13 protein-coding genes are annotated in these 14,869 nt (G+C 76.5%); 7 read left to right on the top strand and 6 right to left on the bottom strand.

Annotated features, from left to right (window positions below):
- The first annotated feature begins 11 nt into the window (after window positions 1-11).
- A complete protein-coding gene (locus QNH85_RS06065; RefSeq protein WP_428830370.1) occupies window positions 12-1,943 on the top strand; it encodes an ABC transporter ATP-binding protein in 1,932 nt (643 codons plus the stop codon).
- A 71-nt stretch (window positions 1,944-2,014) separates the two neighbouring features.
- On the opposite strand, the gene QNH85_RS06060 is transcribed toward QNH85_RS06065, so the two are convergent.
- Complete coding sequence (locus QNH85_RS06060; protein WP_282945336.1) at window positions 2,015-2,347, bottom strand: hypothetical protein; 333 nt, start codon at window positions 2,345-2,347, stop codon at window positions 2,015-2,017.
- 154 nt (window positions 2,348-2,501) lie between these two features.
- Here QNH85_RS06060 and QNH85_RS06055 point away from each other — a divergent pair, with 154 nt between their 5' ends.
- Complete coding sequence (locus tag QNH85_RS06055; RefSeq protein WP_282945335.1) at window positions 2,502-3,602, top strand: class I SAM-dependent methyltransferase; 1,101 nt, start codon at window positions 2,502-2,504, stop codon at window positions 3,600-3,602.
- Here the strand turns inward: QNH85_RS06055 and QNH85_RS06050 are convergent.
- Window positions 3,540-6,581: an AfsR/SARP family transcriptional regulator gene (locus QNH85_RS06050; RefSeq protein WP_282945334.1), complete on the bottom strand. Its 3,042-nt coding sequence runs from the start codon at window positions 6,579-6,581 to the stop codon at window positions 3,540-3,542. The two genes, QNH85_RS06055 and QNH85_RS06050, sit on opposite strands and share 63 nt — an antisense overlap.
- 145 nt (window positions 6,582-6,726) lie before the next feature.
- On the opposite strand from QNH85_RS06050, the gene QNH85_RS06045 reads away from it, so the two are divergent.
- Complete coding sequence (locus QNH85_RS06045; RefSeq protein WP_282945333.1) at window positions 6,727-8,025, top strand: amidohydrolase; 1,299 nt, start codon at window positions 6,727-6,729, stop codon at window positions 8,023-8,025.
- A 16-nt stretch (window positions 8,026-8,041) separates the two neighbouring features.
- Entirely contained in the window at window positions 8,042-8,899 is an 858-nt protein-coding gene (locus QNH85_RS06040; RefSeq protein WP_282945332.1) for a TrmH family RNA methyltransferase, read from the top strand.
- 6 nt (window positions 8,900-8,905) lie between these two features.
- On the opposite strand, the gene QNH85_RS06035 is transcribed toward QNH85_RS06040, so the two are convergent.
- The 3 genes from QNH85_RS06035 to QNH85_RS06025 form a co-directional block, all read right to left on the bottom strand.
- Window positions 8,906-9,253, bottom strand: coding sequence for a hypothetical protein (locus QNH85_RS06035; protein WP_282945331.1), 348 nt, complete (start codon window positions 9,251-9,253; stop codon window positions 8,906-8,908).
- Window positions 9,254-9,297: 44 nt separating this feature from the next.
- Complete coding sequence (locus QNH85_RS06030) at window positions 9,298-9,936, bottom strand: nucleotidyltransferase domain-containing protein (protein WP_282945330.1); 639 nt, start codon at window positions 9,934-9,936, stop codon at window positions 9,298-9,300.
- A 70-nt stretch (window positions 9,937-10,006) separates the two neighbouring features.
- Window positions 10,007-10,216, bottom strand: a complete 210-nt coding sequence (locus QNH85_RS06025; RefSeq protein WP_282945329.1) for a DUF3072 domain-containing protein — start codon at window positions 10,214-10,216, stop codon at window positions 10,007-10,009.
- A 154-nt stretch (window positions 10,217-10,370) separates the two neighbouring features.
- On the opposite strand from QNH85_RS06025, the gene QNH85_RS06020 reads away from it, so the two are divergent.
- On the top strand, window positions 10,371-12,083 hold the full coding sequence (locus tag QNH85_RS06020; RefSeq protein ID WP_428830364.1) for a BCCT family transporter: 1,713 nt from the start codon (window positions 10,371-10,373) through the stop codon (window positions 12,081-12,083).
- Window positions 12,084-12,166: 83 nt separating this feature from the next.
- The gene (locus tag QNH85_RS06015; protein ID WP_428830363.1) at window positions 12,167-13,615 is read left to right on the top strand and encodes an amino acid permease; all 1,449 of its coding nucleotides are present in this window, start codon (window positions 12,167-12,169) and stop codon (window positions 13,613-13,615) included.
- Here QNH85_RS06015 and QNH85_RS06010 read toward each other — a convergent pair.
- A complete protein-coding gene (locus QNH85_RS06010; RefSeq protein ID WP_282945328.1) occupies window positions 13,612-14,226 on the bottom strand; it encodes a LysE/ArgO family amino acid transporter in 615 nt (204 codons plus the stop codon). The genes QNH85_RS06015 and QNH85_RS06010 overlap by 4 nt on opposite strands.
- A 163-nt stretch (window positions 14,227-14,389) precedes the next feature.
- Between QNH85_RS06010 and QNH85_RS06005 the strand changes: the two genes are divergently transcribed.
- Window positions 14,390-14,869 carry a hypothetical protein gene (locus QNH85_RS06005; RefSeq protein ID WP_282945327.1) on the top strand — a complete coding sequence of 160 codons (480 nt, stop codon included), beginning with the start codon at window positions 14,390-14,392 and terminating at the stop codon, window positions 14,867-14,869.

The raw sequence follows: 14,869 nt of genomic DNA, 5'->3' as shown, positions 1-14,869 counted from the left end.
CGCCGCGCCGGATGCCCGGGCGCGGCATGGGGCCCGGCGCGGGACTGGGCATGCCCGGCGAGAAGTCGCTGAACTTCCGCGCGTCGGGGCGGCGGCTGCTCGGCGTGCTGCGCCCGGAGCGCTGGCGGCTCGTCGCCGTGGTGCTGCTCGGCATCGCGTCGGTGGCGCTCGCGGTCACCGGCCCGAAGGTGCTCGGCAGCGCGACGGACGTCATCTTCGACGGGGTCGTGGGGCAGCAGCTGCCCGCGGGCGTCACGAAGGCGGAGGCGATCGAGGGGCTGCGCGCGCAGGGGCAGGACCGGCTCGCCGACATGCTCGGCGGGATGGACGTCGTGCCCGGGCAGGGGGTCGACTTCACGGCCCTGCGCGGCCTGCTCCTCGCGGTCGTCGCGATCTACGTGGCGTCGTCCCTGTTCGGGTACCTGCAGGGCCTCCTCACGACGGGCGTCGTGCAGCGGGTGGTCTACCGGCTGCGCGAGGACGTCGAGGCGAAGCTCGGCCGGCTGCCGCTGCGGTACTTCGACGGGCAGCCCCGCGGCGAGGTGCTCAGCCGCGTCACGAACGACATCGACAACGTCGCCCAGACGCTGCAGCAGACCCTGTCCCAGCTGATCACGGCGGTGCTGACCGTGGTCGGGGTGCTCGCGATGATGGTCTGGATCTCCCCGCTGCTCGCGCTCGTCGCCCTCGTCACCGTGCCGCTGTCCGTGGTGGTCACCGCCGCGATCGCGAAGCGGTCGCAGCCGCAGTTCATCGCGCAGTGGCGGTGGACGGGGTCGCTCAACGCGCACATCGAGGAGATGTACACCGGTCACGCGCTGGTCAAGGTGTTCGGGCGCCAGGAGCAGGCGATCAGCCAGTTCCACGACCAGAACGGCGAGCTGTACGCGGCGTCGTTCAAGGCCCAGTTCATCTCCGGGATCATCCAGCCCGCGATGGGGTTCCTCGCGAACCTCAACTACGTGGTCGTGGCCGTGGTGGGCGGGCTGCGCGTCGCGTCGGGCTCCCTCACGCTCGGCGACGTGCAGGCGTTCATCCAGTACTCGCGGCAGTTCACCCAGCCGATCACGCAGATCGCCTCGATGATGAACCTGCTGCAGTCGGGCGTCGCCTCCGCGGAGCGGGTGTTCGAGCTGCTCGACGCCCCGGAGCAGGAGCCCGACCCGGCCCGGCCCGCGCGGCTGCCCGAGCGGGTGCGCGGACGCGTGGTGTTCGAGGACGTGTCGTTCCGGTACGTCCCGGGGACGCCGCTGATCGACGGCCTGTCGCTGGTCGCGGAGCCCGGCCAGACGGTCGCCGTCGTCGGCCCCACCGGCGCCGGCAAGACCACGCTGGTGAACCTGCTCATGCGGTTCTACGAGATCGACGGCGGGCGCATCACGCTCGACGGCGTCGACACCCGCGAGCTCACGCGCGACGACCTGCGCTCCCGGGTCGGGATGGTGCTGCAGGACACCTGGCTGTTCGGCGGCACGATCCGGGACAACATCGCGTACGGGGTCGAGCAGCCGGACGAGGACCGGATCGTCGAGGCGGCCGTCGCGACGCACGTCGACCAGTTCGTGCGGGCGCTGCCCGACGGCTACGACACGGTGGTCGACGACGAGGCGGCGAACCTGTCCGCCGGCGAGAAGCAGCTGCTGACCATCGCGCGGGCGTTCCTGGCCGACCCGGCGATCCTCGTGCTCGACGAGGCGACGTCCTCGGTGGACACCCGCACCGAGGTCCTCGTGCAGCAGGCGATGAGCACGCTGCGCTCCGGGCGGACCTCGTTCGTCATCGCGCACCGGCTGTCGACGATCCGGGACGCCGACGTGATCCTCGTGATGGAGCACGGGTCCATCGTGGAGCAGGGCTCGCACGACGAGCTGCTCGCGGCCGGCGGTGCCTACGCGCGGCTGTACGCGAGCCAGTTCGCGGCGGCGGTCGCCGTCGAGGACTGACGGGCGCGGCGGGCCCGGCGGGCGCGGGCCGGGCCCGGCGGGCGCGGGCCGGTCCCGCGGGTCCGGGCCGGTCAGTCCGCCGGGCGGTCGGAGTAGCCGGCGGCCAGGGCGTGCAGGAACGCCTCCTCCGCCTCGTACGGCGCCGTCGCGGCCGTCTCGCCGTCGTCCTCCAGCGGCAGCAGCTGCTGGAGCGCGCCGGCGTGGGCGTTGACCAGGTCCAGCACCGCGGCGCGCCACTCCTCGTTCGACCGGGGTGCCGGTCCGGGCGTCGCGTCGAGACCGAGCAGCGCCGCGTCGACGGGCGTCCCGGCGGCGGACGCCGCCTCCAGGGCCCGTCCGACCGACGCCTCGACGTGCTCGTCGTCCTCGACGCAGGCCAGCAGGGCGGTCCAGTGGTCGCTCATGCGAGCCATCGTGCCCCGGACCTGCGCGGTCGGCGACCGCGAGCCGGGTCGGGGCGCCGCTGCGACGCGGCTGCGAGGCCGCTGCGAGGGTGCGGGTCTGTGCTGGTCCCGCACGCCGCGGCGCAGCCCGTGGCCCGATCCCCAGGAGGACCGCATGACCACGACCGCGACGCAGGCCGGCCCGTCGGACCTGTTCGAGCCCGTCGGCGGCACGACCGAGGAGGTCGCCGCCCGGGTCATGGCGGCGAGCCTGGGAGCGCAGGAGCTCGCGGCCGTCCACGCGGGCGAGCGCCTGGGCTGGTATCGCGCGCTCGCCCAGCACGGCCCCTGCCGGGCCGAGGAGCTCGCGGCGCTGACGGCGACGCACGGGCGCTACGTGCGGGAGTGGCTCGAGCACCAGGCGGCGGCCGGGTACCTGACGGTGGACGGTGACGCGTTCGCCCTCACGCCCGGGGCGGCGGAGGTGCTGACCGACGTCGACTCCGCGGCGTACCTCGCGCCGCTCGGGCGGATGCACGCCGCGAGCGGGCGGGTCGTCGACGACCTGCACGCGGCGTACCGGTCGGGCGGCGGCGTCTCGTGGGAGCGGCTCGGGGCCGACGCCCGGGAGGCGCAGGCCGCGCTGAACCGGCCGTTCTTCCTGCACGGGCTCGCCGGCCTCGTCGCCGAGGCGCTGCCCGAGCTCGACGGGCGGCTGCGAGCGGGGGCTCGCGTCGCGGACATCGGCTGCGGGGAGGGGTGGTCGTCGGTGGGGCTCGCGCTCGCCCACGAGGAGGTCGAGGTGACCGGGATCGACGTGGACGCGCCGTCGGTGGAGGCGGCGCGGCGGCACGCGGCGGCCCTCGGCGTGGAGGACCGGGTGCGGTTCGTCGCGTCGGACGCGGCGGCGGTCGAGGCGGGCGGGGACCGCTACGACCTGGTCACCGCGTTCGAGTGCGTGCACGACATGGGCGACCCGGTCGCCGTGCTGCGGGCGGCGCGGGGCCTCGCGGCGCCCGACGCCTGGGTGCTGGTGGTGGACGAGCGGGTGGAGCCGGAGTTCACGGCGCCCGCCGGCCCCCTGGACCGCTGGTTCTACGGGTTCTCGCTGGGCGTCTGCCTGCCCGACGGGCTGTCGCACACCGGCGGCGTCGGCACCGGGACGGTGATGCGCCCCGCGACGCTGGAGCGGTACGCCCGCGCGGCCGGGTTCTCAGCCCTCGAGGTCCTGCCGGTCCGGCACGACCTGTTCCGGTTCTACCGCCTCCACCTCTGACCCCCCGATCCGGTCGGCCGCGCGCGACAGGTCCTGGGCGCGCCCCTGCGCGACGAGCAGCCGCAGCCGGCGGGCCCCGAGCTGCTCGCCCAGGTCCGCGCGGACGGTGGCCAGCGCGTCGGCCTCGACCCCGTAGGTCTCCGGCAGGTCCGGCGCGGTGACCGTGCCGAGCAGGCGGGCGGCGTCCTCGGGCCTGCCCAGCCGGAGCAGCAGCGGGACCGCGTTGCGCAGCGCGGTGAGCAGGTGCGTGCGGTCGCCGGTGGGCGCCCACGCCCGGGCGAGGTCGAGCAGCTCGTCCAGGGCGCCCGCCGGGTCGGGCCGCCGGGCGACGGCCGCGACGGTCGCCGCGCGCGCGACCCCGGACAGGTACCGGTTGCCGGTCCCGTCCGCCAGCGCGCGCGCCTCGCCCAGCGCGCCGAGCGCCGCCTCCGGGTCGGTGCGCGCCAGCACCTCGCCGGTGCTGAACGCGAGCCAGCCCCGGTCGGTGGGCGCGGAGTGCACGGGGTGGACGGCGTGCTCGAGGGCGGCCAGCGCGGTGCGGGCCTGCGTCGGCCGGTCCCGGTAGGCGGCGACGAGCACCGGGTACGTCAGCCCCACGGCGCGGTAGTGCGGGTCGCCGGCGTGCTGGGCCGTGGCGGCGATGCGGGCGCCCAGCGCCACGGCCTCGTCCGTCCGGCCCTCGAACAGGGCGAGGTCCGCGAGCACCTCCAGGGCGTGCAGCCGGTCGGCGACGTCGGTCGCGGTCGCCAGGGCGGCAGCGGCGCGCCGGCCGGCAGCGGCCCGGTGGCCCTGCACCAGCGCCCGGGCGGCGAGCGCCGCCAGCACCGCGGGCGCGTCCTCCCGGCCGGGGACGGGCCAGGCGAGCACGTCGGTGCGCAGGGCGTCGACGGCGTGCACGTGCAGCGCGCGGGTCAGCCGGACCGCGACCTCGGGGTCGTGGGTCGCGGACCACGCGTGCGCGAGGCGCAGGTCGGGCAGCAGCTCGGTCACCCGGGCGCGGGCATCCGCCTCGCCCGGCCCGCGCAGCGCGTGGTCGGCCTCGCGCGCGACGCCCAGCAGCACCGCCGCGTGCCGGGCGCGCAGGTCCTCGGGCGGCGGGCCCACCACCGCGCGCACCGTCTGCAGCATCCGGTAGCGGGTGCGGCCGCGGGCGTCGTCCCGCACGAGCAGCGACGCGGCCGCCAGCTCCTCGGCGGTGGTGGCCGGCACGTCCAGCACCCGCGCCGCGAGGTCCGGGGGGCAGGCCGTCGCGAACACCGGCCACCCGTCGAGGGCGCGGCGCGCGTCGGGCGGCAGCAGCTCGCGGGACCACGCGACCACCGCGCCCAGCGACCGGTGCCGCGCCGGGGCGTCCCTGCGGGGGGAGGCGAGCGCGGCGAGCGCCGCCAGCCGGGCGTCGAGCAGGTCGGCGACGTCGGCGACGCTCAGCGTGGCGGTGCGGGCGGCCGCCATCTCGAGCGCGAGCGGGAGCCCGTCCAGGCGGGCGACGACGCGCTCGACCGGGTCGTCACCGTCGTCGTGGTCGTCGTGGTCGCCGTGCTCGCCGGCCGGCGGGGCGGGTGCGGGCGCGTGGCCGCCGGCGGCCCGCGCGCGCTCGCGGAACAGCACCGCCGCGGGCGAGTCGGGGCCCGTCGTGCCGAGCGGGGCGACGGGGACGACGTGCTCGCCCGCCACGCCCAGCGGTGTCCGGCTCGTCGTCAGCACGCGCAGCGGACCGGGCTCGGACAGCAGCAGGTCGACGCACTCGGCGACAGCCGCGGGCAGGTGCTCGCAGTTGTCCAGGACCAGCAGGAGCTCGCGGCGCCCCGCCCGGGACAGCGTGCGCGCCGGCGGGTCCTCCGGGTCGGCGTCCAGCGCGGCGGCCACGGCCGCGGGGACGGCGGCGGGGTCGCGCACGGCGCCCAGCTCGAGGAACCGGGCCGGCGTCGCGGCGCGGGCGGCGGTCTCCAGGGCGAGCCGGGTCTTTCCCACGCCACCGGGACCGACGAGCGTGACCAGCGCGACCCGCCCGAGGAGCGTCAGCACCGCCGCCACGTCGTCCTCCCGCCCGACGAAGGAGGTGCGCGGTCGCGGGAGCGGGGAGGCGGCCGGGCGCCGGGGGGCGTCGGGTGCGTGCCCGGGTGCGTGGACCGGCGAGCGGTCCGGTGCGTGGTCCCGCGGGGCCCGGCCGGCGGACGGCGCGTCGGGACGGGTCGATCCGGTCCCGCCGGTCCCGCCGGTCCCGCCGGTCCCACCGCGCACCGGCGCGGCGAGCGGCCGCCGGGGGCGTCCCGCCGCGAGGGCGGCGGCGTGCGCCGTCTGCAGGTCGTGCGAGGGCAGCAGCCCGATCTCGTCGAGCGCGGCCGCGGCCCGCAGGTAGGCCAGCACCGCCTCGCCCGCGCGGCCCTCGGCGGTCCGCGCCCGGACCAGCAGCGCCCAGGCCCCCTCCCGGTAGGGGTCGCCGTCGAGCGCCCGCTCGGCCGCCTCGGCCGCGCGTGCCGGGTCCGAGGTGAGCAGCGCCCGTGCCAGCGCCTCGTGCGCGCCCCGGCGTGCCGCCTCCAGCCGCTCGGCCTCGGCCTGGACCTCCGGCAGGTCCGCCTCCGCGCCGAACGCCGGCCCGCGCCAGAGCGCGAGGGCGTCGGCGAGCATGTCGGCGGTCGCACCCCCGGGGAGGCGGTGCCCGGCGTGCACCGCCTGCCGCACCGCCCGGTCGAACCGGTCGGCGTCGAGGTCCTGCGGGTCCAGCCGGTACCCGCCGGGGACGGCCCGCAGGTCCGCGCCGACCAGCGCACGCACGCGTGACGCGTGGCTGTGCAGGGTGTGCTCGGCGCTCGGCGGCGGCCCGTCCGGCCAGAGCGCGACGATGAGGCGCTCGCGCGGGACCAGCGCCCCGCGGTGCGCCAGCAGGACCGCCAGCAGGGCGCGCTGCCGCGAACCGCGGACGGGTTCGCTCCCGCCGGCGGTCACGAGCTCCACGGGACCCAGGACCCCGTACCGCATGGGCTGATGGTAGGGGTGCGGCAGCCCTGCGCGGCAGGGGGCGGCGGCCGGGCTGCCGCGGGGAAGAGCGCGCGCCGGGCGGGCCGGGGCCGAAGGGCGGCGGCAGCGTGCCGGGAACCGCCGCACCGAAGGGACGCCACGCCGCATGGCCCTCGACACCACCCCGACCACCGACCGCACCCGCGCCGCCCGGCTGCTCGACGCCGCCGAGCCGCTCGACGCGCGCTGGCTCGCGCTCTACCGCGACCTGCACGCGCACCCGGAGCTGTCCGGGCGGGAGCACCGCACCGCCGCCGCCCTGGCTACGGAGCTGCGCGCCTCGGGGCTCGAGGTCACCGAGGGCGTCGGCGGCACCGGCGTCGTCGGGGTCCTGCGCAACGGCGACGGACCGGTGGTGATGCTGCGCGCGGACATGGACGGGCTGCCGGTGCTGGAGGAGTCGGGCGTCCCGTACGCGAGCCGGCACACGGACGTGAACCCGGCGGGGGAGACCGTCCCGACGATGCACGCGTGCGGGCACGACATGCACGTCACCGCCCTCGCCGCGGCGGTCGACGCCCTGGCGGGGGCGCGCGAGGCGTGGCGCGGCACGCTGCTGGTCGTCGGTCAGCCCGCGGAGGAGACGGCGAGCGGGGCGAACGCGATGCTCGCCGACGGGCTGTTCACCCGGTTCCCGAAGCCCGACGTGGCGCTCGGGCAGCACGTCGGCCCGCTCCCCGCCGGGGTGGCGAACCACTCCCGCGAGCTGCTGATGGCGGCGGCGTGCACCCTCGACGTGACGATCCACGGCCGCGGCGGGCACGGCTCCCGGCCGTTCGTCACCGTCGACCCGATCCTCACCGCGGCCTACGCGGTCACGCGCCTGCAGGCGATCGTCGCCCGCGAGACCTCGCCCGAGGACCCGCTGGTCGTGACCGTCGGGACCTTCCACGCCGGCACGAAGTCGAACATCATCCCGGACACCGCGACGTTCACCGTGAACCTGCGCGCGCGGTCCGACGCGTCGATGGAGCGGGCGGTCGCGGCCGTCCGGCGGATCGTCGAGGCCGAGGCGGCCGCCGCCGGGTGCCCGCAGCCGCCGACCATCGGGATGCGCGAGAACCCGCCGGCCACGGTCAACACCGCCGAGGTCGTCGACCGGGTGATGGCGGCGCAGGCCGCCGTCATGCCCGACGGCGCCGTCCGGATCGCCGACCCGCTGATGGGGTCCGAGGACTTCTCGGAGTACGGGCTGCCGAAGGGCCGGTACGCGGGCGACCCGGTGCCGTACGCGTTCTGGTTCTGGGGCGGCATGGACCCGGCCCTGTTCCCCGCCGGCTACACGACAGGCGTGGTGCCGTCGGTCCCGGGCAACCACACGGCGCAGTTCGCGCCGCTCGACGCGCCGACCCTCGCGGCCGGCCGGCGCCTGCTGGTCGCCGCCGCCCTGGAGTTCCTGGCCTGACCGCGTCGGGGGGATGATGGCGGGCGTGCCCGCGCTCGACATCGTCCACCTGACCGACCCCGACGACGAGCGGCTCGCCGACTACGTCTCCCTGACCGACGTCGCGCTGCGCTCGCGGCACGAGCCCGAGAAGGGCCTGTACATCGCGGAGAGCTCCACGGTGCTCGGGCGCGCGCTCAGCGCGGGGCACCGTCCCCGGTCGGTGCTCGTCTCGCCGCGGTGGCTGCCGGACCTCACCGCGATGCTCGAGTCCCGCGACCCCGACGGCGAGCCGGTGCGCGTGTACGTCGCCGAGCCGGCCGTGCTGGAGGCCATCACCGGCTTCCACGTGCACCGCGGGGCGCTCGCCGCCATGCACCGGCCGCCGCTGCCGACGGTCGCGTCGGTGCTGTCCGGCGCGCGCGGGGGAGCGGGCGCGCGGCGGGTAGCCGTGCTGGAGGACGTCGTCGACCACACGAACGTCGGCGCGGCGTTCAGGTCCGCCGCGGCGATCGGCGTGGACGCCGTGCTCGTCACCCCGCGCTGCGCGGACCCCCTCTACCGTCGCTCGGTCCGGGTGTCGATGGGCACGGTGTTCCAGGTCCCGTGGACCCGGATCGACCCGTGGCCGTCGGGCGTCGAGGTGCTGCGCGAGGCCGGGTTCGTCACCGCGGCGCTGGCGCTCTCGGACGACTCGATCGGCCTCGACCAGCTGGAGGCCGACCCACCGGAGCGGCTGGCCCTCGTGCTCGGCGCGGAGGGCGACGGCCTGAAGCCGGCCACCATCGCGGCGGCGGACCTCACGGTGCGGATCCCGATGGCCGGCGGGGTGGACTCGCTCAACGTCGCGGCGGCGGGCGCGGTGGCGTTCTGGGCGACGCGCGTGCGGGACTGACCGCCGTCAGCGGGTGGATCGCGCAGCCCGCATGAGAGCGTCCATCGCCCGACCCGCACGCACGGCGCGGTCCCTGCTCACGGGCTGGTGGCTGTAGCCCGCCAGGGTCTTCATCGCGAGCAACGCCCGGAGGTGGGTCGCGGCCTCCTTGTCGACGCTCGCGAGCAGGGTCACCGCGGCGGCGTGGTCCTCGCCGCGTGAGTACCGCCCCAGACGCGCGGCGCACACGACGTCGCCAGCCGCGATCCCGGCGTGCACGCACAAGGTGACGTAGGCGTCCGCGACCTCCGACGCCTCGTCGGCCAGGTCGTGGACCGAGGCCGCGGCCTCGGCGAACTGCTCCGCCTTGGCCATGCGTCCGCGTCGGACGGTGTCGTCCGCCTGAACGGCTCGGCCGGTCACCGGCGGGCCCCCGTCGCCTCGCGGACGGTGCGGCGCAGCCACGTGGTCGGTCCCGCGACCGGGATCTCCTCGTCGAGGAGCGACCGCAGGACCGGGTCGCCGGCGGCGGCGCCGGCCCGGACCTCCGCCTCGGTCATCTCCAGCACGCGGGCGTCGTTGCCCGTCCACCGCGTGACCACCGCGGCGAGGGAGCCGGTCTGCTCCTCCCACCGCGCGTCGTCCACGTCGCCGTCCGGGCGGACCACGAAGAGGTCGATGTCGCTGTCGACCCTCATGTCGCCCCGTGCGGCGGAGCCGAACAGCGCGGCGTACACCGGCCGAGGGGACCAGGCGGCGAGCACGCCGCGGAGCCGCTCCAGCAGCGTGGCGCGCTGGCGCGCAAGGGCCAGGATGGCCTCGGCGGCGAGGTGGTCGCGGTTGAGGCGGTACTGGACGGCGCGACCGACCTGCTCGCCGTCGACGATGCCCTGCGCTGCGAGACGGTTGAGCACCTTGCGGATTCCCTCCACCGAGTGCTGCGGGATCAGGCGGGCGAGCTCTCCGGACGTGAACCCGGCGTCAGCGCGGGCGAGGGCCGCGAGCACGTCGCCGTCCACCGTGGGCGTGACGACCTCGAGCGGGTGCTGCACGAGCACGGGACCACCTCCTCGACACCCACGATAGTACGCATGAGCGCACTATCATGGGTGTTCGGCAGTGTGGGCCTCAGGCGCCGCGGCCGGTCTTGCCCTGGAGGCGGTCGATCATCTCCGACGCCTGCGCCTTGGTGAGGTCGTCGGGGACCTCCTCGCCGGCCTCGCGGGCGAGCGTGCTCAGGTAGGAGCGCTGCGGGCCGGTCATGGGCTCGTCGCCGGTGGTCCAGTCGGCGGGGTCCTTGGTGGCGTCGGTCGTGGGGTCCGGGGTCTGGTCGCTCATGGCGCCACGCTAGGTCGGCCCCCGGGCGTCCGCACGGTGTGCGCGACGAGCGGGCGCACGCGCGGTCCCGGACGACGTGCGGGCGCGCGGGCCCGGTGCGAGTCTGGGACGTCGCCGCGCGCGACCCCCCGCACCCGAGAGCACCGAGGATCCCGTGAGCACCACCCCCGCGCCGGTCACGACGCAGGCGCCCGACGAGCCGCACCCCTCCCGCCGTGGACCGTGGGGGACGTCCCCCGCGGTGTTCTGGCCGTCGGCGGCGCTGGTCGTCGTGGTGGCCGGCCTGACGATCGCGTTCCCGCGGACCGCCGAGGTCGTGGTCGGGCGGATCCAGTCGGACGTGATCAACGCCTTCGGCTGGTACTACGTGCTCCTCGTCGCGGGGTTCGTCGCCTTCGCCCTCTGGGTGGGGGTCGGCCGGTGGGGGGACATCACCCTCGGGCAGGACGACGACGTCCCGCAGTACCGGCTGGGCACCTGGTTCTCGATGCTGTTCGCCGCGGGCATGGGGATCGGCCTGGTGTTCTGGGGGGCCGCTGAGCCGCTGAGCCACTTCGCGAACCCCAAGCCCGGCACCACCGGCACGCCCGAGCAGCTCGCCCAGACCGCGATGTCGCAGACGTACCTGCACTGGGGCGTGCACGCGTGGGCGGTGTACGTGGTCGTGGGCCTGGCGCTCGCGTACATGATCCACCGCCGGCGACGGCCCGTGTCGATCCGGTGGGCGCTCGAGCCGCTGCTGGGCGACCGGGTGCGCGGCCGCGTCGGGGACGCCGTCGACGTCGCGGCCGTCGTCGGCACGGTGTTCGGCGTGGCGACCTCGCTCGGGCTCGGCGTCCTGCAGATCTCCGCCGGGCTGGAGCACATCGGCCTGGCGGAGTCGTCGACGGCGCTCCAGGTGGTCCTCATCGTCGTCGTCACGGCGCTGGCGACCGGCTCGGTGGTGTCCGGGCTCGACAAGGGCCTGAAGTGGCTCTCCAACATCAACGTGACCCTCGCGGGCGTGCTGCTGGTCGCGGTGCTGCTGCTGGGCTCGACGCTGTTCCTGCTGCGGGAGTTCGTCCAGTCCATCGGCGTCTACCTGGCCAACGTGCTGCCGATGACGTTCAACGTCTCCGCCTACGCCGGTGCGGAGGGGGAGGCGTGGCAGGCGGCGTGGACGACGTTCTACTGGGGCTGGTGGATCTCCTGGGCCCCGTTCGTCGGGGTGTTCATCGCCCGGATCTCCCGCGGGCGCACCGTCCGCGAGTTCGTCGGCGGGGTGCTGCTCGTGCCCACCCTGGTGACGTTCCTGTGGTTCTCCGTGCTCGGCGGCTCCGCGCTGCACCAGGAGCTGGTCGGCGGTGGCGGCCTCGTCGGGCCCGACGGCGAGGTGGTGCCGGAGAACGTGCTGTTCGACCTGCTGGGCGGGCTGCCGGCCGGGACGGTCCTGTCGGTGGGCGCGATCATCCTGGTGGCCCTGTTCTTCATCACGTCCGCCGACTCCGGCGCGCTGGTGATCGCCATGCTGTCCGCCGGGGGTGACCCGGACCCGCGGCGGGCGATCCGGGTCGTGTGGGCCGCCCTGATCGGGGTGCTCGCGATCGCGCTGCTCCTCGCCGGCGGGCTGACCGCGCTGCAGACGGCGGCGATCCTCATCGCGCTGCCGTTCAGCGTCGTGATGATCGCCATGGTCGTGTCCGTCTCCCGGGCGCTGCACGCCGAGCACACCGCCGTCGTGCGGGCCGAGCGGCACCGGGTGCGGGCCGCGCTGACCGCGCACGTCGTGGAGCAGGTGTCCGACCAGATGTCGGAGCAGGTCTCGGAGCAGGTGGCTCACGAGGTCGGGGTGCACCTGCGGGACCGGCTGCGCCGAAGGCGCCCGTAGTCCCGCGCGCCGGTACCGTGGTCGGTCGGCGCGCGCCCGTCCGGCGCCCGCGACCACCCCCGCGCCAGGAGCAGCACCCCCCCATGACGTCAGCACCACCGCCCGTTCGCGTCACCGCACCGGGGAGCCCGACCGGCTCCGCCCGCGAGGACGGGCTCGGCCACGGCCTGCGGCCCCGGCACCTCACGATGATGGGCCTCGGCTCGGCGATCGGGGCGGGGCTGTTCCTGGGCAGCGGCGTCGGGATCGCGACCGCGGGGCCGGCGGTGCTGGTCTCCTACGCGATCGCCGGCGTGCTGGTGGTGCTCGTGATGCGGATGCTCGCCGAGATGGCGGCGGCGGTCCCGGCCAGCGGCTCGTTCTCGGTGTACGCGGAGGCGGCGCTGGGCCGGTGGGCCGGGTTCACGCTCGGCTGGGTGTACTGGTTCACGCTGATCATGGTGCTCGGCGCCGAGATCACCGGCGTGGCCCGCATCGTCACGGGCTGGGCGCCCGGCGTCCCGCAGTGGGCGGTCGCGCTGGTCGTGGTCGCCCTGTTCGCCGTGGTGAACCTGGCCGGCGTCCGCCGGTTCGGGGAGCTGGAGTTCTGGTTCGCGCTGGTCAAGGTCGCGGCGATCGTGGTGTTCCTCGTGCTGGGCGTGCTGCTCGTGCTCGGGCTGCTGCCGGGCACGGACCCGGTCGGCACCACGAACCTGCTGGGCCACGGCGGGTTCGCGCCGCAGGGGGTCGGGGGAGTGGCCGCGGGGCTGCTCGTCGTGGTGTTCGCGTTCGGGGGCATCGAGATCGTCACGATCGCCGCCGCGGAGGCGCAGGACCCGCAGCGCGCGGTCGGCCGGGCGACGCGGACGATCCTGTGGCGGATCCTGCTGTTCTACGTCGGCTCGGTCGCGATCATGGTGCTGGTCCTGCCGTGGGACGCGCCCGTGCTGCAGGAGGGGCCGTTCGTCGCCGTGCTCGACGCGGCGGGGCTGCCGGGGGCGGCGCGGCTGATGGAGGCCGTGGTGGTCGTGGCGCTGCTGTCGGCGTTCAACGCGAACGTGTACGCGACGTCGCGGATGGCGTACTCGCTCGCCGGGCGGGGCGACGGGCCGCGGGTGCTGCGCCGGGTGTCGTCCCGCGGGGTGCCGTGGGTGGCGGTCCTGGTGTCCGTGGCGTTCGGGGTGGTCGCCGTCGGGCTGAACTGGGCGCTGCCCGACACGCTGCTCGGCATCCTGCTCAACGCGGTCGGCGCGGCGCTGCTGGTCGTGTGGGTGCTGGTGGCGGTCGCGCAGCTCCGGCTGCGCCCGCGGCTCGAGGAGCAGGCCCGGGCCCGCGGCGAGGCGCTGCCCCTGCGGATGTGGGGGTACCCGTGGCTGACGTGGGCCACCCTGGCCGCGCTCGCGGGGCTGGTGGTGCTCATGCTCGCCGACGGCGCCGCGCGGGGTCAGCTGCTGTCGACGGCGGTGCTGGTCGCGGTGGTGCTCGGCCTCTACGGAGTCACGGCGCTGGTCCGCGGCCGCGCGCCCCGCTCGGCGCCGGACGCCTCGCGCTAGACGCCGCGGAGCAGCCCCACCGCGATGGCGGCCATCACCAGCGCGATGACGCCGTCCAGCACCCGCCAGGCGCCGGGGCGGGCGAACAGGGGGCGCAGCAGCCGCGCGCCGAAGCCCAGGCCGGTGAACCAGAGCACGCTGCCCAGCACGGCGCCGCCGCCGAACCACCAGCGCTGCTCGCGGTGCGTGCCGGCGACCGATCCCAGCAGCACGACGGTGTCCAGGTACACGTGCGGGTTCAGCCAGGTCAGCGCCAGGCACGTCGCGAGGACCGGCCACAGGCGGGTCGGGGCGTCGCCGTCCTCGGCGGTGAGCGCGCCCGCGGGCCGGATCGCGCGGCGCGCCGCCACGACCGCGTAGCCGAGCAGGAACACCGCCCCGGCGACGCGGGCGACGGCCAGCACGCCGGGCGCCCGGTCGACCAGCGCGCCGAGCCCGCCGACGCCCGCCGCGATGAGGAGCCCGTCGGACACCGCGCACACCGCCACGACGGGCAGCACGTGCGTGCGTCGCAGGCCGACGCGCAGCACGAACGCGTTCTGCGCGCCGATGGCGACGATCAGGGACAGGCCGAACACGAGTCCTTGGGCGGCGGCGAGGGCGGGAGGCACGGCATCGACGGTAGGGTCCGGTTCGGCATCAGTCCAACGACTGGTGGCGATGGTTCATCAGTGACGCTGATGTCGATCTCCGTCCTTCGACCGAGGCGACCAGTCCGAGGCCGCGGATAGCGTGGCCGGACCGTCCCGTCCGCACACCCTCAGGAGTCCGTCGATGCCGTTCCTGTCCCGCCCCGTCGTCGCCGCCGTCACGGGCGTGGCGACGACCGCGTACTACGCCACGCCCGACGTGCTCCGGAGCCGGCGGGCGCGCGGCGTGGCCAAGGTCGCGCTCTCGGCGGTGATCGTGGCGGCCGCGGTCCCGGAGGCGCGTCGCGGCGGGAAGGCGGCCGCCGACGGGCCGGCGATCGTCGAGGACAGCGCCGAGGAGAGCGCCGGGACGCCCGGCTGGCGGGCAGCGCTCGGCTCGCTCTCCCCGGCCCGCCGGGCGGCGCTGGCCGTCGTGCCGGCGGCCTTCCTGGCGGCGTCGGTCGCCTCGACCGTCGCCGCCGAGCGGTGGGTCTTCCGCCACGGCGAGGCCCGGGCCGCGGCGGGTCGCCGCCTCCCGCACACCGCGCCCGCGCTCGCGTACGGCGCGCTCGCGGCGGCGCTCGCGCTCCTCCCGCCGGGGTCGGACCCCGACGCGAGGGTCTGA

It is taken from the genome of Cellulomonas endometrii (assembly GCF_949769265.1).
Taxonomy (GTDB): Bacteria; Actinomycetota; Actinomycetes; order Actinomycetales; family Cellulomonadaceae; genus Cellulomonas; species Cellulomonas endometrii.
The sequence above is the reverse complement of the archived record's forward strand: the minus strand, read 5'-3'. Positions and strand labels throughout refer to the sequence as shown.